Origin of the sequence: Streptomyces sp. NPDC012888 (genome assembly GCF_042900645.1) — a bacterium.
In the GTDB taxonomy this organism is placed as follows: domain Bacteria; phylum Actinomycetota; class Actinomycetes; order Streptomycetales; family Streptomycetaceae; genus Streptomyces.
In genome coordinates this window covers 69,001-86,174 of the sequence record NZ_JBIBBM010000014.1, presented here as the reverse complement: position 1 = coordinate 86,174, position 17,174 = coordinate 69,001, and the positions used below count along the sequence as shown (strand labels likewise).

At 74.4% G+C, this 17,174-nt stretch carries 11 protein-coding genes; 5 read left to right on the top strand and 6 right to left on the bottom strand.

The genetic code is table 11. The features are described 5' to 3' along the window. From ACFY61_RS23580 to ACFY61_RS23570, 3 genes are all read right to left on the bottom strand, one after another. A partial coding sequence (locus ACFY61_RS23580) for a DUF6777 domain-containing protein (protein ID WP_389474803.1) occupies positions 1-871 on the bottom strand: 871 nt, incomplete at its 3' end. 477 nt (positions 872-1,348) lie between these two features. Then, entirely contained in the window at positions 1,349-2,734 is a 1,386-nt protein-coding gene (locus ACFY61_RS23575) for a tryptophan 2,3-dioxygenase family protein (protein ID WP_389474802.1), read from the bottom strand. Positions 2,735-2,864: 130 nt separating this feature from the next. Next, entirely contained in the window at positions 2,865-3,422 is a 558-nt protein-coding gene (locus tag ACFY61_RS23570) for a DUF4232 domain-containing protein (protein ID WP_389474801.1), read from the bottom strand. 323 nt (positions 3,423-3,745) lie between these two features. Here ACFY61_RS23570 and ACFY61_RS23565 point away from each other — a divergent pair, with 323 nt between their 5' ends. The 5 genes from ACFY61_RS23565 (at position 3,746) to ACFY61_RS23545 (ending at position 14,562) form a co-directional block, all read left to right on the top strand. Further along, positions 3,746-6,070: an MMPL family transporter gene (locus ACFY61_RS23565; protein WP_389474800.1), complete on the top strand. Its 2,325-nt coding sequence runs from the start codon at positions 3,746-3,748 to the stop codon at positions 6,068-6,070. Positions 6,071-6,173: 103 nt separating this feature from the next. After that, positions 6,174-10,940 carry an aminotransferase class I/II-fold pyridoxal phosphate-dependent enzyme gene (locus ACFY61_RS23560; protein WP_389474799.1) on the top strand — a complete coding sequence of 1,589 codons (4,767 nt, stop codon included), beginning with the start codon at positions 6,174-6,176 and terminating at the stop codon, positions 10,938-10,940. 11 nt (positions 10,941-10,951) lie between these two features. Next, a complete protein-coding gene (locus tag ACFY61_RS23555; RefSeq protein WP_389474798.1) occupies positions 10,952-11,716 on the top strand; it encodes a 4'-phosphopantetheinyl transferase family protein in 765 nt (254 codons plus the stop codon). 6 nt (positions 11,717-11,722) lie between these two features. Then, the gene (locus ACFY61_RS23550) at positions 11,723-14,161 is read left to right on the top strand and encodes a SpoIIE family protein phosphatase (protein ID WP_389474797.1); all 2,439 of its coding nucleotides are present in this window, start codon (positions 11,723-11,725) and stop codon (positions 14,159-14,161) included. Positions 14,162-14,325: 164 nt separating this feature from the next. Continuing rightward, the gene (locus ACFY61_RS23545) at positions 14,326-14,562 is read left to right on the top strand and encodes a response regulator transcription factor (protein WP_389474796.1); all 237 of its coding nucleotides are present in this window, start codon (positions 14,326-14,328) and stop codon (positions 14,560-14,562) included. Positions 14,563-14,624: 62 nt separating this feature from the next. Here the strand turns inward: ACFY61_RS23545 and ACFY61_RS23540 are convergent, their stop codons facing one another. The 3 genes from ACFY61_RS23540 to ACFY61_RS23530 all read right to left on the bottom strand — a co-directional run bounded on the left by ACFY61_RS23540 (position 14,625) and on the right by ACFY61_RS23530 (position 17,092). Continuing rightward, complete coding sequence (locus ACFY61_RS23540; RefSeq protein WP_389474795.1) at positions 14,625-15,692, bottom strand: serine/threonine-protein kinase; 1,068 nt, start codon at positions 15,690-15,692, stop codon at positions 14,625-14,627. A gap of 138 nt (positions 15,693-15,830) precedes the next feature. Continuing rightward, positions 15,831-16,436 carry a hypothetical protein gene (locus ACFY61_RS23535; protein ID WP_389474794.1) on the bottom strand — a complete coding sequence of 202 codons (606 nt, stop codon included), beginning with the start codon at positions 16,434-16,436 and terminating at the stop codon, positions 15,831-15,833. Positions 16,437-16,612: 176 nt separating this feature from the next. Beyond that, positions 16,613-17,092 (bottom strand): hypothetical protein, encoded by a 480-nt coding sequence (locus tag ACFY61_RS23530; protein ID WP_389474793.1) that lies wholly within the window; start codon positions 17,090-17,092, stop codon positions 16,613-16,615. Positions 17,093-17,174: the final 82 nt, after the last annotated feature.

Genomic DNA, 17,174 nt, shown 5'->3' with positions numbered 1-17,174 from the left:
TCTCAGGCTCCTGCGCCGGGTCCTTGTCCGGCTCCTTCACCGGATCCCTCCCCTTGTCGGGCTCCTTGTTCTCGTCCGGATGTCCTTCCCCAGGTCCGGGCTCCGCCGGCGGCAGGGCCGGGGGTGCGTCGGGCTCGTGGCCCTTCGGGGGAGGGATCTCCTGGTCGTGCTTGCCCTGGGCATCTCCCCTCGGGCGCTCGTACCAGTCCTTGCGGTCGTGGTCGTACATCGTGACGGCCTTCACCGGCTTCTCGGCGGGTTTGACCACGACGAGGTCGGAGGACTGGAACGACGACCACTCCTTGCCGCTGTACGTCTGCTTCCCCTTGACCGCGACGGGCGGCGTCAGGGGGTTGCCGCAGGCGCAGCGGACGCGTGGGACGCCGCGGTCGTCGACCAGGACGGCGGTGCCGACCTGCAGGACTGCCTGGTAGCTGGTCGGGGCGGCGTTCTTGTACCCGTGGTTGGTGACCCGGGTGTCCCAGGCGAGCCGCACGGGTGTGAGTGACCGCAGGTAGGAGGGGATCTCGGGCTGGCCGATCTTCAGGGGCGCGGCGAAGGCCTCCGCCTTGTCCTCGTGCTCCGTGAGGTACTTGATCTGCTTCTCCACGTCGCAGCTCGCGACGTTCCGGGTGCCGCCGTACAGCCCCGGGTGCGCACCGTTGACCTGGAGGGTGCGGGCGCCGCTCGTGCCGCCCTTCGACGTGCCGGATGCGGCCGGGGACGTGACCTCGGGCGGATCGGACTCCGTCGCCGTCGAGGGGGTGAAGGGGTCCGGGCCGGCCGCCGCGGTGGATTCGAGGAACACCTCGCCGCCGGCTGCCTCGTTGCCGCCCATGACGGTGAAGGCGAGGACCACTGCGGTGGCCATGGCCACCGCGGTGCCGGCGCTCAGTACGGTTTTGCGCGACCGCCATCCGTGGGCGCGCCCCGCACGGCGCGGGCCAGGCCCGCCAGGCCCGACCGGCCCGCCCGGCCCGCCCGGCTCGCCCGGGCCGCCGCCGCCCGGCGGAGGGCCGGGAGGTTCCGGCGGTGGGGGCGGCGGGGGAAGCCCCGGGGCCGTCGGGGGACCCGCTGAGGGGGGCAGTGACGGCGGTCCGGACTGCTCGTGCGTCGACCCGCCGGACAGCGGACCGGGGGGAGGGCCGGTGGGGCGTTCGGCCGGAGGAGGTACGGAACTCACGACGCTCGCCCCCCGCGGTAGGACATCGGGAATCTGGTGGCTGTGCGCATCTGCTCGCTCCTTGAAGCCATTATCGCCTCCATGGGCGGAAGGCGTGGATCTTGTGGATTCCGCTCCCGCGCACACACGCGAGTGCAGGTCTCGAGTAAGCCCGTAGGCCTCGGGTCACGGCATGTCGCGAGTTCTCGGGACTTGACAGCCGAGTTGCCAGAACAGCCGGTTCCCGAGGCACTCCGTCAGGTACGGAACGCCGTCGGTGTACCCGGAGCCGTGCGCGTCGCCGAGCATGCGCGCGGCGAGGCCGCGGTGGGCCGACTTCCACCGCTGGTGCGCGGCCTCCAGCCGGCCGAGCGCCGCGTCGAGGCGGTCCCGCTCGGTCGGGCCCACGGCTCCGTCGCCGCGGAGGTCGAGGCAGGCCCGGGTCACGGTGTCGTGGCCGGGGTCTTCGGCCTCGGCCCGTACGGCTGGCACGTTCAGGAAGGCCGCCGAGTGCAGCCTCGGCACGCGCGGAACACCGCAGAGGCTCTCGAACCGCTTGTACTGCTCGGACTGGATGGCGCTCGCGCCCAGGGTGTACTGCCGGAAGGCGGAGAACTGCTCCGACCGCATCGTGGCGACCATCCGGAACAGGACCGCGGCGCGTCCGAGTGTTGCGGCCGCACGGTCCGTTCGCTCCACGGCCCCTTCGGTGTCCCCACGGCGCAGTGCCGCGATGACCGCCTTCATGTCCGCCGCGGCCTCGGCGAAGAGCATTTCGTGGGCCTGGAGGGCGCGGATGAAGAAGTACTCGTCGTGCACGACGTGGACGGGCTGGACGGTGAGGTGGAACCACTGCCAGGCAGCCGTCGCGGGTGGCCGCGGCAGGTGGTCGACGAGGTCTTCGAGACGGGGCTGGGGGGTCTGCGTCATGCGTGACGGCAGCTCGCCCCCGGTGTCCGGCCGGCCGAGGCCCTGCGACACGAACCGCAGGGCGTGGCGCAACCGCGTACCCAGCGTCGCCGGGCCGGGCCTGCCCCGGGCCGGCCCCTCGCGGGACCCGCCTGCCGCGGTGATCTCGAAGCGGACGACGTCCGAGACGAGCAGGGTGGCCATCCGGTCCGCGCTCACGGCGGTGTGCCGGGGATCCATGAGCAGCTCCAGGACCGGTAGCGCCAGGTAGCTGCGATTACGGAACCGGCCCTCGTGCTTGTCGAGCATGCAGTCGAGGAAGGCGTCGAGGAACGGGCGGTCGGCGGCGTGCCGTTGCCGTACTCCGCTCAGCCGGACCAGCATGCGCTCGGGCAGGAAGTGCTTTCCCCTCGCCCGCGTGTAGTCGGTGACGGACCGGGCGAGGGAGATGCCGTCGGATTCCGCCGGTATCCGGTCGGCCACCGTCCAGCGCTTGATCTCCCTGAGGGCCGGCGTGCGCGAGCCGCACGCCCCGCGCGGCGCGCACGCGCATCCGGGAGTCCTCGTCCCGGGACATCGGGTCCTGGTGCCGGTGGTCGTCGGGGTATCGATGTCGGTGTTGGTGTCGGTGTCGGTATCGGTGGTGGTGGTGCGGGAGTTCATCGGCGGTCTTCTCTTCCCTGTCGTCGTGGTTCCGGCCTCACGCAGTCCGCGTGAGGCGCCGGTTTCCACTAGGCACGACCGGAAGAGCGCGGGTCACGTCTCGGGAGTTCGTGGCTTGACAGCTGCGGGATCAGGAGCCGCTGCCGCGGAAGGCCGTGGCACGCACGGTGGTGCCGCAGAGGGCGAAGTCCCCGCCATCCTCGGGGGCCAGCTGGAGTCCGCCACCTCCGACGCCCAGGACGAGTGAGGGCGCGACGGTCGGCTCGGCGCCGGACGCGCAGTAGCCGTCGGCCTCGCCGAGCACCGGGGTGAAGGTGAGCTGCGTCGAGGCCCGGCCGCCGACCTCCAGCTGCACGGGGCGGGCCTGGCCCTGCCGGACCACCTTCAGGGGCGTGTTGCGGTCCGGCGAGCCCTGACCGGCGAGGGCCACCGTGGGGAAGCCCCGCAGGACGCAAGCCCCGGGCCCGTCGTTGATCACGGTGATCCGTACGCCGTCGCCGCCGGTCCGCTGCGCGCTGTCCGCGATGAGCTGTTCGCTCGCACAGGGCGGGGCGGGGGCCTGCCGGGTCGTCTCCTGCGCCGCGGTGCCCGGCCCGGCGACCAGCAGCAGGCCGCAGGTCACGGCTCCCGCCACGACCGGCCACCGTGACCGGGTCCGGGCCGTGCCGCCTCGCGCTCTGCCCTTCATGGGGGTCTCCTCACGGTCACGGGACGCCCCCTCTCCCCCGCCCGTGCGCCTGGGCCGTCCCTGCACCGCGCCCCCGCCGGCCGCGTCCTCCTCCCAGCCTGGCACCGCACCGGGCCGCCTGCACCCGTGGGTCCGCGGACGCCCCGCGGGCGCCCTGCGGGCGCCCCGTGTACGCCCCCGCGACCGGCCCGGACCGGCTCCCCGGCCGCTGTCAAGTAACGAACAGCAGGGACTACGGCCCCGTCCCCGCCCCCGGCACGGTGGAAATCGCCCGTACTGCAGCAGAGCAGAGCGGCAACCCCGAACCCAGGAGCGGAGGCATCATGGCCCGTCGTGCAGGCGGCTTCGTGACCCGTCGTCCCCGACTCGTCCTTCTCGCGGCGCTCGTGTTCCTCGTGCTGTCCGCGGTGTTCGGCGCGGATGCGACCGGCCGGCTGAAGACGCAGGGATACGACGATCCACGGTCCGAGTCCAGCCGTGCCGCCCGCGTGGCGGCGGAGCACCTCGGGGCGTCGCCCAACCTGGTCGTGGTCGCGCAGGCCCGCGGCGGTTCCGTGGACGCCCCGACGGCCCGGAGCGCCGGCGAGGAGCTGACCCGGCGCCTGGCCGCCGAGCCGCACGTCAGCGCCGTGAACTCCTACTGGACCGGGGGCGCGGCCGAGCTGCGCGGCCGGGACGGACGCGCGGCCATGGTGGTCGCGCACGTGGACGGCGAGGGTGAGCGGCTCGGCGAGCGGGTGCGGGAGCTGCGCGAGGAGCTGACCGGCCCGGCCGCTTCCCCGTCGGCGCTGACGGTGCACGTGGGAGGGCCGGCCCTGGTCGACGCCGAGCTCCAGGAGATCTCGGAGTCCGACCTGCTGCGGGCCGAGTCCGTCGTCCTGCCGGGAACCCTGGTCCTGCTGGTCCTGGTGTTCGGCAGCGTGGTGGCCGCAGCCCTGCCGCTGCTGATCGGGGTTCTGGCCGTCGCCGGGACCCTGCTCGTCCTGAGCGCGCTGGGCGCCGTCACCGACGTGTCCGTGTTCGCGCTGAACCTCACGACGGCACTCGGACTGGGGCTCGGCATCGACTACGGCCTGCTGGTCGTCTCTCGCTTCCGTGAGGAGCTCACCGCCGGACACGGACCGCGTGACGCCGCCCTGCGGACCGTGCGCACCGCCGGCCACACGATCGTCTTCAGTGCCGCGACGGTGTCCGCGGCGCTCGCGACGCTGCTGGTGTTCCCCCCGTACTTCCTGCGTTCCTTCGCCTACGCGGGCATCGCCGTGGTGGTGATCGCGGCGGTCAGCGCCGTGACCGTGCTGCCGGCGCTGCTCGCGCTGCTGGGCGAGCGGGTGAACGCCTGGGCCGTGCCGTGGCGCCGCCGGGCCCGCACCGGGCCGGAGTCCCGCCTGTGGCGGGGGCTGGCGCGGATCGTGGTGCGCCGCCCGCTGCTCGCGGCGCTGCCGGTGATCGGTCTGCTGGTCGTGCTCGCCGCGCCGTTCACACAGGCCGGCTTCGCGACCCCCGACGACCGGGCGCTGCCGGTGAGCGCGTCCGGCCGGCAGACCGGGGACCTGGTGCGCAGCTCGTTCGACGTGCAGGGTTCCGGCGCGCTGACCGTCGTCCTCACGGGCGGCGCGTCCCCGTCGGAGCAACAGGAGTACGCCCGCCGGCTGTCGGCGCTCCCGGAGGTCGCCCAGGTCACCGGAGCCTCCGGCGGCTTCCGGTACGGCGAGCGGGCCGGGGACCACGGCGCCGGCACCGGAGGCTCCGCGGCCGCGGCCGACATGACCGTGGCCGGGGCCGACGTGTCCGTGGCCGGGGCCGACGTGACCGCGGCCGGGGCCGCCGCCGGCGGGCCGGCCCGGCTGTCCGTGGTGCCGCAGGCCGACCCCCGGTCGCGCGCCGCACAGGAGCTGGTCCGCGAGATCCGGGCGACTCCCGCCCCGGCCGGGACGGACGTCCTGGTCGGCGGGCCGAGCGCGGTGCTGGTCGACGCCAAGGACACGGTGGGCGACCGGATCCCGCTGGCACTGGGCCTGATCACCGCCACCACCTTCGTGCTGCTGCTCGGTTTCACGCGCAGCCTGCTGCTGCCGCTGAAGGCGATCGCGCTGAACGCCCTGAGCCTGGCCGCGGTCCTCGGGGCCATGGTGTGGGTCTTCCAGACGGGCCATCTGAGCGGCCTGCTCGGCTTCACGCCCGGCCCGCTGAGCACGACCATGCCGGTGCTGCTGTTCTGCATCGTCTTCGGGCTCTCGGTGGACTACGAGGTCTTCGTCCTCGCCCGCATCAAGGAGGCGTACGACGCCGGGCAGGACAACGCCGCCTCGATCGTCTCGGGCATCGCCCGCACGGGCGGCATCGTCACCACCGCCGGTGCCCTGCTCGCGTTCACCCTGCTGAGCTTCGGCACCTCGCGGGTGTCCCTCCTCCAGTTCTTCGGGATCGGGGCGGGCCTCGGTGTCCTCCTCGACGCGACGCTCGTCCGGGGCGTGCTCGTACCGGCGCTCATGCGGCTGGCGGGCGGCCTCAACTGGTGGGCGCCGTGGCCGCTGCGGCGCAGACCGCCGGGCCCGGCATCACGTCCGCCGCCGCCCGCGACCCCCGCCGCCACCCGCACCCCCACGCCCACCCACACCCCCACCCCCGCAGCCGCGCGCCGCTGACCACGGCGACGCGCCGCCACTCCCCCGCGGCCCCGGCTGCTGTCCGCCCGGCGCACAGCGACCCACCGGGGCACTCCGACCCGCAAGACAAGGAATACACCTCATGACCGACATCGCCATCACCGGACTCGGCTGCCGCTTCCCCGGCGCCCCCGACGTCCACGCGTACTGGAAGCTCCTGCTGAGCGGGGAGCGGCAGTTCTCCACCGTCCCGGGCGAACGCTGGGACCACGCGCCCTTCCACGAACCGGGCAACAGGTCCGCCCCCAACGCCGCGTACACCGACCGGGGCGCCTTCCTGGAGGACGTGGACCGCTTCGACGCCCTGCACTACGGGGTACCGCCGGCCCGGGCCCGGTCCATGGACCCGCAGCACCGGCTGATGCTGGACGTGGCCCGCGAGGCCCTCGACGACGCGGGCCTGGGCCGCGGTGACTTCGACCGGGAGAACACCGGGGTGTTCTTCGGGATGTCGGCGTCCGACTACAAGGACCTCATGACGGCTCCCCTCCGGGCCCTCGGCATCGCCGGGGCCACGGACGCCGGCGGGGAGCGGGAGCGGGCCGCACGGCTCGGCACCGTCCACGCCTTCACGCTGCCCGGCAGCCTGCTCAACATGGCGGCCGGCACCGTCAGCCGGCAGTTCGACCTCGGCGGTCCCAGCTTCGTCGTCGACGCCGCGTGCTCCGGCTCGCTGGTCGCCCTCGACCAGGCGATCGTCCGGCTGCGGCAGGGCAGTTGCCGGATCGCCGTCGTCGGCGGTGTCCACCTCAACCTCACTCCCGACAGCCTGGTCGGCTTCTCCCGGCTCCGCGCGCTGTCCGCCTCCGGGGTGTGCCGCCCGTTCGACGAGCGTGCCGACGGGTTCGTCCTCGGCGAAGGGGCCGGTGTCGTCGTCATCCGGCCGCTCGCCGACGCGCTCGCCGCCGGGGACCGCGTCTACGCGGTGATCAAGGGCATCGGCTCGGCCAACGACGGGGCTTCCCCCGGGCCGCTGGTCCCCACCCCCGAGGGACAGCTGCGCGCCATGCGCCGGGCCTACGACGACGCCGGTGTCCCGCCCTCCTCCGTGGGCTTCCTGGAGGCCCACGGCACCGGTACCGCCGCCGGCGACCGTGCCGAGGTCGAGGCGCTGCGCCGGCTGCGCACCGAGTACCCCGACGACGACCCCGCCCTGTGCTACCTCGCCTCCGGCAAGGCCCTCATCGGGCACTCCCTCTCGGCGGCCGGCATCGCGGGGCTCATCAAGACGGCCCTGGTCGTCCACCACCGGACGATCGTGCCGCAGCCGGACACCACCCCTGATCCGGAGCTGCGCATCTGGGCCGCCGGTCTGCGCATCGCCGGTACGGCGCGGCCGTGGCCGGGCGCGGGCGCCCCGCGGCGGGCCGCCGTCAGCTCGTTCGGCTTCGGCGGCACGAACGTCCACGTGGTCCTGGAGGAGCAGCCCGCACCGGTCCCCGTCCGCACCCCGGCGGGTACCGGACCGGCCGGACCAGCCGGACACCCCGGAGACCCCGGACGCGCCGGACGCGCCGCGCCCCAGCTCCTCCTGCTCTCGGCCGGCAGCCGTGAGCTGCTGGACCGTCACATCGGCGACGTGCTGGAGCTGGTGGACGCCGCGCCCGACACGCCGATCACGGCACTGGCCCACACGCTGGGCGCGCGTGCGCCGCTGGCCACCCGGCTCGCGATCGTCGCCGCCGACACGGAGGAGTTCGCCCGGCGGCTGCGCCGCGCCCGCCGGCAGCTGGAGGACGGTGCCGGCGGCGACCTCGGCGAGGGCGCCTTCGCCGCCGACGCCCCGCTGCCGCCCGCGCAGCGCCGCATCGCCTTCGTCTTCCCCGGCCAGGGCAGTCAGCGGCCCGGCATGACGCGGGACCTCTACGACAGGTCCCCCGGCTTCCGGGCGACCGTCGACCGGCTGGGCTCCGTGGTCCGCCGGGAGACCGGCTTCGACCCCACCGGCCTGCTGTACGGCAAGGCCGCGCCCACCGGCGGGACCGCCGAGGAGCTGCGGCGGCGGCTCGCCGCCACCGACGTGTGCCAGCCGCTGCTCGGCTCCGTCCAGCTGGCCGTCACCCGGCTCCTCGGCGACTGCGGCATCACCCCTGACCTCACCCTCGGCCACAGCGTCGGAGAGTTCGCCGCGGCCGCGGCCGCGGGAGCGCTCACCGACGAGGAGACCGTCCGGCTGCTGGCGCACCGCGGCGCGGCCCTGGGGCAGGCCGAGGCCCAGACCCCGGGCGGGATGCTCGCCGTACAGGCCGACAAGGACACCTGCCGACGGCTCGTCGACGGCATCGACGACGTGTGGCTCGCCTGCTTCAACGAGCCGCGGCAGGTCGTCGTCAGCGGTACCCGGCGAGGACTCGACGCCATGCGGCGGGCCTGTGCCGACGCCAGGATCGTCACGGTCGGGCTGGAGGTGTCGGACGCCTTCCACTCGCCGCGACTGGCCCGCGCCGAGGAGGCCGTACGCGCCGGGCTCGACGACCGCCGCATCACTCGCCCCGTCCTGCCGTTCGTCTCGTCCGTGGACGCGGCGGTGTGCACCGATCCCGGCCGGCTGCGCGGGCTGTGGGCCCGGCACGCGTCGGCGCCGGTCCGCTTCGACGAAGCCGTCCGCACCGCGTACGAGCAGGGGGCCCGCGTGTTCCTCCAGGTCACCGGCGGCAGCTCGCTGCTGTCCGCGGTCCGCCGCAACCTCGCCGGCCACGGCGACGTGCTCGTCGTCCCGGCCACGGGGACGCCGCCGGACAGCGGCCGGGACTTCGTCCTGGCCCTGGCCCGGCTGGCGGTCCTGGGCGCCCCGGTCGACCCGCGCGCCCTGGTCCCCGAGGAGGACCGCCGCCTGCTGGACCTGCCGCCGGCGCGGCTCGCCGCCCGGTCCCACTGGCTGCCGGGCCGGCGCCCCGCGCCCGAAGCCCCCGACGCCCCCGCCACCTCCCTCCCGACCCGGCCCGTACCGGCCCCTCAGACCCCGATGGAGCACACCGTGACCCCGCCGAACCACCAGAGCCCGGACCCGCACGACCCGATGAGCGAACTGCTCCGGCTGGCGCAGCGGCAGGTGACGCTGCTGTCCCGTCTCGGCGAGGCGCTGCCGGCGCAGGACGCGCCGTCCGACCGGTCCGCCGGTCAGCGGACCGCCGCAGCGGCCCCGGCCCCGCCCGCGGCGCCCGCACCGGTTCCGGCCGGGCCGGAGGCCGCCGCCCGGCCGGTGTCCGCCGCCCCGGAAGGGGAGGAGCGCGCGGACGGAGAGGAGCGCGCCGACGGGGGCGCCGACGAGGTCACCGGTTCCGTGCTCGCGCAGGTGGCGCGGATCAGCGCGTTCCCGGTGAGCCATCTGCGCGGGGACCAGCTGCTGGTCGACGACCTCGGCTTCGACTCGCTGATGCTGACCGACCTGTTCACCTCCCTGGCGCGGCTGTGGCCGCGGTGGACGTTCGACGAGCGGGCCGCCGAACGGCCGACCGTCGCGAGCATCGCCGCGATGATCGCGAACGCTTCAGGGGAGGCCGGACCGGCGGCCGTCCCCCTGCAGGCGCCCGCCGACCCGCCCGGGCCCGCCCTGCCCGCAGACCCGCCGGCAGACCCGCCCGCGCACGCCCTGCCCGCAGACCCGCCCGCCGGCGCGCCGCTGCCGGAGGAGCACACCCGGATCGAGTGCTTCCCGGAGGTCACCGGGCACGGCGAGCGCCTGGCCCTGCTCTCCCGGCTGGGCCTGCCCAACCCGTACTTCCTCGTCCACGAGCGCGGCATGACGGACACCACGGTCGTCGACGGCCGCGAACTCCTCTCCTTCTCCAGCTACAACTACCTGGGCCTGGCGACCGACCCCCGGGTGAACGAGGCCGCCAAGGAGGCGATCGAACGCTGCGGCACGTCGGCTTCCGCCAGCCGGCTCCTGTCCGGCAGCCGCCCGCTCCACCTGGAACTCGAAGCGGAACTCGCCGGGCTGCTCGGATCCGAGGACGCGATCACCCTGGCCAACGGCCACGCCACCAACGTCACCGTGATCGGGCACCTCGTCGGGCCGGGCGACCTGGTGGTCCACGACTCCCTCGCCCACGACAGCATCCTGCAGGGCTGCAAGCTGTCCGGAGCGACGCGGCGGCCGTTCCCCCACAACGACGCGGCCGCCCTGGACGCCGTCCTGACGCAGATCCGCCACCAGTACCGGCGGGTCCTCGTGGTCATCGAGGGCGTGTACAGCATGGACGGCGACATCGCCGACCTGCCCGCCCTCATCGAGGTGAAGCGCCGGCACGGCGCGCTGCTGATGATCGACGAGGCGCACAGCGTCGGGACGATCGGAGCGACCGGGCGCGGCATCGGCCAGTACTTCGGTGTCGACCGCTCCGAGGTCGAGCTGTGGTCGGGCACCCTGTCCAAGGCGTTGGCGAGCTGCGGTGGTTACGTGGCCGGGAAGCGCGAGGTCGTCGAGTACCTGCGGTACACGGTGCCGGGCTTCGTCTTCAGCGCCGGCATGACCCCGGCCGACACCGCCGCCTCCCTGGCCGCGCTGCGCACGCTGCGCGCGGAGCCACAGCGCGTGGCGCGTCTGGCGGAGAACGCGGCGCTGTTCGCCCGCCTCGCACGGGATGCGGGCGTCGACATCGGCGACAGCCACGACACGCCGATCGTGCCGTGCATCGTGGGGGACTCGGCGGCAACGCTGCGGCTCGCGGAAGCCCTGTTCCGGCAGGGCGTCAGCGTCAACCCGATCCTCTATCCGGCGGTGCCCGAGGAACTGGCCCGCCTGCGCTTCTTCGTCACCCGTGACCACACGCCCGAGCAGATCCGTCACGCCGTGACCGCGCTGGAGCGCGGGCTGCGGCAGCCGGACGCGGCCCTGGCCGCCTGACCGCCGCCGCCATGGACACCGTCTTCCGGACGATCGCGCCGGGCAGGATCCACTGGTGGGGCGGGGCCGGGCTCCTCGTGGCACGGCGCTCCGACCTCCGCGGGGGGCCGCACCTGTCCGCGGCCGAGCAGTGCGTGGTGCGGGCGCTGCCCGCCTGGCGGCAGGCCGAGTGGCTGGCCGGACGCCTGCTCGCCAAGCGCCTGGTCGGGCTGGCCGCCGGGGCACCGGTGGAGGAGGTGGAGGTCCTGCCGCGCGGGGACGGCAGCCCGCGCGCCCTGGTCGGCGGCCGCCCCGTTCCCGCCGTGCACGTCTCCATCAGCCACACCGCCGGCCACGTCGCCGCGGCCGTGGCTCCGGGGCCGGTCGGCGTGGACCTGTGCGAGACGGCCTCGGCCGCCGTCGTACGCCGAGTCGCCCACCACGCCTTCTCGGCGGCGGAACTCGCGCTCGCCGGTCCGGACCGGGCCGATGGCCTGGCCGGTGCCTGGGCCCTGAAGGAAGCCGCCGTCAAGGCCGACCGGAGCACCGTCTTCGGCGCGGCTCCGCGCCGGATCCGGATCCGGGGCCTGCGGCCGCCGGTGCTCGGCGGAGGGCGCCGGGCGATGGCGTGGCGGGCCGGGGGCGCGGTCCTCGCGCTGGTCCTCGCCCGCCCGGCCGGATGCCCGGCGGGACGGCACTGCATTGGTGCTCCTTGCCCCGCCGGATCATGCTTGTCAGTGGAGCCCCTGCCCGTAGAGGTTGCCGTGGGACACCGGCAGGAACTAGCGAGGGCGTGAACGGCGATGGAGCAACTTCCCACCTCTCCCGGTGAGGGGCCGCAGGACACGAACGCCTCCCCCGGCTCGGCCTACACGGCCACGGCCACCATCAGCGAGCAGGGCCTCGTCACCGAGTGGAGCGAGTACGCCCGCCGGCTGCTGGGCTACCCGCCCGCCGAGGTCGTGGGGCAGCCCGCCGCCCGCCTGCTCGCCGACGACCCCGGGGTCACGGCGGCGCTGGCGGCGCCCGGACAGGAGCGGTGGAGCGGGACCGTGGCGCTGCGCCACCGGGACGGCCGCAGGATGGAACTGGGACTGCTCGCGCACCGCTGGACGTCCACCGGCGGGACCGCCAAGTGGTTCGTGGTGTCCGCCGTGCCCGGAGGACCGGGGACGTCACCCGGTGAGCCGCTGGACGGATGGGTGCTCGACCAGTCCCCCTGTCTCCTGGCGGTCTTCGACGCGGATCTGAGGCTGGTCCGGGCGAACGCCGGCATGGAGCGCGCGCTCTCCCTCACCGAGGCCGAGATGCGCGGGCTGCGGCTGCCGGAGATCGCGCCGGATCCCGCGAGCGACGAGATCGAGCGCAAGATGCGCCTGGTGTGGGAGAACGGTGAGCCGCAGGACGTGGACGCCTTCGTCCGCCCCGCCCACGGGAGCCCGGAGCCCGGCCGGGCGGCCTCGCTGGCCCCCGTTCGGGACACGGACGGGCGACTGCGCGCCGTGTGCCTGACCGCGCACGAGCGGACCGGGGCGGCGGAGGACGATCCGCACCGGGTCCTCCTGCAGGACGCCGCCGGCGCCCTCCCGGGCACCCCCGTGGACGACGTCCACACCGCACAGGAGCTGGCCGACGCCTTCGTCCCCCGACTCGCCGACTTCGCGGTGGTCGACCTGCTGGAGCCGGCCCAGCGCCCCGACGGGCCGCCCGCCGGGCCGCCGGCGGACCCGGTCACCGTGTGCCGCACCGCCGTGCGGTCGATCCTCGACGGGAGCCCCGAGTCCCGGGTCGCCGTCGGCCAGACGACCGCCTATCCGCCGCTGTCGCCCCCCGCGGAGTGCCTCGGCGGGGGTGGCGGCGACATGTACGGCTCGTCCCACACGGCCCTCGCCCGGTGGGTGGCCCAGGACCCCGCGGCGTCCTGGATCGCGGAGTACGGGGTCCACTCGATGATCGTGGTGCCGCTGCGGGCCGGCGGCGTCACCCACGGGGTGGCCCTGTTCAGCCGGCACCGGCACCGGGAGCCGTTCGCGCAGGAGGACCTCCGGCTGGCGCAGGAACTCGCGTCGAGGGTGGCGGCCGGCATCCAGGACCGGCGCCGGCACGCCCCCCGCGAGCACACCACCACCATGACGCTCCAGCGCAGCCTGCTCCCGCAGACGCTGCCCGACCAGGCGGCGCTGGAGATCGCCTCCCGTTACCTGCCGGCCGGTACCGAGGCCGGCGTCGGCGGCGACTGGTTCGACGTGATCCCGCTGTCGGGCGCACGGGTGGCGCTGGTCGTGGGCGACGTCGTCGGCCACGGCATCCGCGCCACGGCCACCATGGGCCGGCTGCGCACGGCGGTGCACACCCTCGCCGACGTCGACCTGCCGCCCGACGAGCTGCTCACCCACCTCGACGACCTCATCATCCACCTGTCCGCCGACGAGACCGGCCCGGACAGTGCCGGGGAGGCGGCCGGCGGCATCGGCACCACCTGCCTCTACGCCGTGTACGACCCGGTGACCCGCCGCTGCACCGTCGCGCGGGCCGGTCATCCGCCACCCGCCGTGGTCTCCCCGGAGGGCTCGGTATACCTGCTCGACGTCCCCGCCGGGCCGCCGCTGGGGCTGGGGGGTCTGCCCTTTGAAACCGCCGAGGTGGAGCTGGCGGAGGGCAGCCTCCTCGCCCTCTACACCGACGGCCTGCTCCAGAGGCGCGACCGCGACGTCGACGACGCCCTGGACAGCATGTTCGCAGCCCTCACGCGTCCCGCGTCCACGCTGGACACGGTGTGCGACCGGGTCCTGGCCGCCATGCTGACCCACCGTCCCGACGACGACGTCGCGCTGCTCGTCGCCCGGACCCGGGCCCTCCACGAGGACAAGGTCTCCGTCTGGGACCTGCCCTCCGATCCCTCAGTGGTCGGCCAGGCCCGCCGGTACACCACCGACCAGCTGACGGCCTGGGGGCTGGATGACGCCTCCTTCGTCACCGAACTCCTGGTGAGCGAGCTGGTCACCAATGCCATCCGGTACGGCCGGCCGCCCATCCAGCTGCGGCTGATCCACGAGGACAGCACGCTGATCTGCGAGGTCTCCGACGCCAACAACACCGCCCCGCACATGCGGCGGGCCCGGATCTTCGACGAGGGAGGCCGCGGGCTGCTGCTGGTCGCCCAGCTCGCCCAGCGCTGGGGCACCCGGCACGCCGCCGTCGGCAAGACCATCTGGGCGGAGCAGTCGCTCGTCGGGTTCTGAGCCGGGGTCCCCTGTGACACGCCTGTGACAGTCGGCGGACGAGGCCGTGAAGTCCCGCGGCCAAGCTTTTGAGCACGGGCATAAAACGGACATTCCGGGATATGTCCCTCTGCTTCCGAGGGAGTGAGCAGCGATGGCCGAACCGATTCGTCGGAGGAAATCCCATGAGCCTCACCCTCACCCCGCCGCACGCCGAAGCCCCCGCAGCCGCCACCACGCTGGCCCCGCGCGAGCAGGAGGCGCTGCGCCACATCGCCGCGGGCTGCACCTACCTGCAGACGGCCCGCCAGATGGGACTCTCCAAGCACACCGTCGACGCCTACCTGCGCCGCATCCGGGCCAAGCTGGGCATCAACACGACGGCGGAGATGACGCGGCTGGCCATCTCGCTGGGACTCTGACGACCCGACCCGCAGGGGAACGGCCCGTACGGTAACGCCGTACGGGCCGTTCCTCGTTCACGTCACGGGCCCGGGCCCCGGAGGACCGGTGAGGCCCAGGCCGGCGGCTCCGGCAGCGGTGCGGCGGGCCCGGCAGCGGTGGCGGCCGGGGCGGCCCCGGCAGCGGTGGCGGCCGGGGACGGCCCATCGGCCCCCGCGCCCGCACCCGCGCCCGCACCCGCACCCGCACCCGCACCCGCACCTTCACCGTTCGCGGCCGCGGCGCGCAGTGCCGCCGCGAACTCCAGGCAGGAGCCGTAACGGTCCTCGGGGACCTTCGCCAGCGCCCTGGCCAGGACCTCGTCCGCGGCCGGCGCGATCCCGGACCGCCGCTCCGTCAAGGGGGGAGGCGGGTCGTACTGGTGCGCCCAGAGCAGTGCGACGTCCTCCTCCCGGACGAACGGGGGGCCGCCGGCGAGGGTCTCGTAGACGACGCAGGCGAGGCTGTACAGATCGCACCTGCCGTCCACCGGCCGGCCCGAGATCTGTTCCGGCGCCATGTAGTCGAGCGTGCCGACGAACTCGCCCGCGGTGGTGAAGCCGCTGAGCGACAGCGATTTCTTCGTCAGGCCGAAGTCCGTGAGGTAGACGTGCTCGGGGTGGTCGCTGTCGGTGCCGGCCGCGATCAGGATGTTGCCGGGCTTGACGTCGCGGTGCACCAGGTCGTGCTCGTGGGCCGCGTCGAGCGCTGACGCCACCTGGGTGGCGATGCGCAGGGCCGTCGCAACCGGGAGCGGGCCCTCCCGGTCCAGCAGGGCCCGCAGGTCCAGGCCGGGGACGTAACGCATGGCGATGTAGAGGACGCCCTCGGTCTCGCCGGCCTCGAAGATCGGCACGATGTGCGGGTGGTCGATCTGCGCGGCGACCCGCGATTCGTGGGTGAAGCGGCGCCGGAAGGTGTCGTCGCGGGCCCGCTCCGGGGCGATCAGCTTCAGCGCGACCGTACGGTCCAGGCGCAGGTCCCTCGCCCGGTAGACGACGGCCATGCCACCGCGGCCGAGCAGCTCCTCGACGCGGTAGCCCGCGATCTGCTTCCCGATCAGGCCGGAGGTCCGGCCCGTGTACATGCCCAGGTTCGATGCCGAGCTCATCAGGCGCCCCCGTCACAGGCCGCTCTTCCACATCCGAGTCTATTCAGTGATCCACCCGGCTGCTCGTTCGCAGCCGCAGGCACCGGCCGGACGTCCGGCCGGTGCCTGCTACCCGCGTACCAGGCGGTTCGCCGGGGGTCAGCCGGCGCCACCGTTGCCGCCGCGGCCGCCCTGGCCGCTGGTCTGGCAGCCGGCGCCGATGCAGGTGCCGCCGTTGCCGCCCCTGCCGCCGTTGCCGCCGTCACCGCCGGCGGGCGCGTTCCCGCCGTTGCCGCCGTTCCCGCCGTTGACGCTGCCGTGGCACTGGCCGACGCAGACCCCGCCGTTGCCGCCGTCCGTACCGTCGCCGCCGGGTCCGCCGTCGACGCCGTTGCCGCCGTTGGCGCTGCCGCTGCACCGCCCGACACAGACACCGCCGTCACCGCCCGCGGTGCCGTTGACGGTGCCCTCGCAGTTCCCCGCGCACACCCTGTCCCCGACGCGGACACTGCCGTTGCCCACCTTGACGTCGCCGAAGTTCCCGCCGCCGACGAACCGGCCCATGCCCGGAGCCTGGCCCCGGCCCTTACCCGGGCGGCTGTCGCCTCCGGTGGGCGCGGAGTCGGGGAACTGGCCGCCGAGCGCCGTGGCCGCCTGGGCCGGGGACGCCGGAGCCGCCGTGGCGGCGGGCGCCATCGCACCGGCGCCGATCAGGGCGCTGGAGACGACGAGGCCGAGACGGAACTTCCAAGAGCGCACACGCATGAGATTCTCCCTTGCCGAAGATCTGTTTTCCGTGACGCGGTTTTCCGGTGTCCGGATTTCCGCGTCGGGTGGGTGTCAATGGGGCGGATCGACGTCCGGTCAATGCACGGGGATGCACGGAGCCCCGGCCTGCATGGGGCCGGGGCTCCCGGGGAAGGGACCGTGTCCCTCGTGCGTCACGGACAGAAGGGGAGGCCCCCGTCCATCAGGGCGAACCAGTTCCCGTCCAGGTAGTGGTCCTTCCACGAGTCGATCTGGCCGAGTGCGATCTCGTACTTTTCGGCGATCTTCTTCTTGGTTTCGTCCGAGTCGTCGGCGGCCAGCACCAGCATCACGATGTGGACCTTGTCCACCATCGAGAGTTCCGACTTCGGCTTGTCGGGCAGGTCGTCGAACCGGAGGCAACCGGAGCGGCCGGGCTTGCCGGGCTCACCCGGCTGGCCGGGCTTGCCGCCCTTGCCGCCTTCTCCGCCCGCCCCGCCCTCTCCACCCTTGCCGACCATGACGCAGGGTTCCGGGTGATCACCGACGACCGAGGAGCTGATGCCGGTCGGAGCGTGCGACTCCGACGCTTGCGCGGCACACGCCGTACCGGTGACGAGAGCCAGGGAGGCCGCCGCCAGGATGAGCGGTCGCTGCCAGGAAATGGTGGACATGGGGGTTCTCCGTGTCGTGATCAAGGAGTGTACGGGGGGTGAGTGGGCGTCAGATGATCCCGGCGTCCAGCGCATTACTTGC

Coding starts and splice junctions, on each gene's coding strand:
- ACFY61_RS23530 (WP_389474793.1), bottom strand. CDS start 17,092: ATGTCCACCATTTCCTGGCAGCGACCGCTCATCCTGGCGGCGGCCTCC.
- ACFY61_RS23545 (WP_389474796.1), top strand. CDS start 14,326: ATGAGCCTCACCCTCACCCCGCCGCACGCCGAAGCCCCCGCAGCCGCC.
- ACFY61_RS23570 (WP_389474801.1), bottom strand. CDS start 3,422: ATGAAGGGCAGAGCGCGAGGCGGCACGGCCCGGACCCGGTCACGGTGG.
- ACFY61_RS23540 (WP_389474795.1), bottom strand. CDS start 15,692: ATGAGCTCGGCATCGAACCTGGGCATGTACACGGGCCGGACCTCCGGC.
- ACFY61_RS23560 (WP_389474799.1), top strand. CDS start 6,174: ATGACCGACATCGCCATCACCGGACTCGGCTGCCGCTTCCCCGGCGCC.
- ACFY61_RS23550 (WP_389474797.1), top strand. CDS start 11,723: ATGGAGCAACTTCCCACCTCTCCCGGTGAGGGGCCGCAGGACACGAAC.
- ACFY61_RS23565 (WP_389474800.1), top strand. CDS start 3,746: ATGGCCCGTCGTGCAGGCGGCTTCGTGACCCGTCGTCCCCGACTCGTC.
- ACFY61_RS23535 (WP_389474794.1), bottom strand. CDS start 16,436: ATGCGTGTGCGCTCTTGGAAGTTCCGTCTCGGCCTCGTCGTCTCCAGC.
- ACFY61_RS23555 (WP_389474798.1), top strand. CDS start 10,952: ATGGACACCGTCTTCCGGACGATCGCGCCGGGCAGGATCCACTGGTGG.
- ACFY61_RS23575 (WP_389474802.1), bottom strand. CDS start 2,734: ATGAACTCCCGCACCACCACCACCGATACCGACACCGACACCAACACC.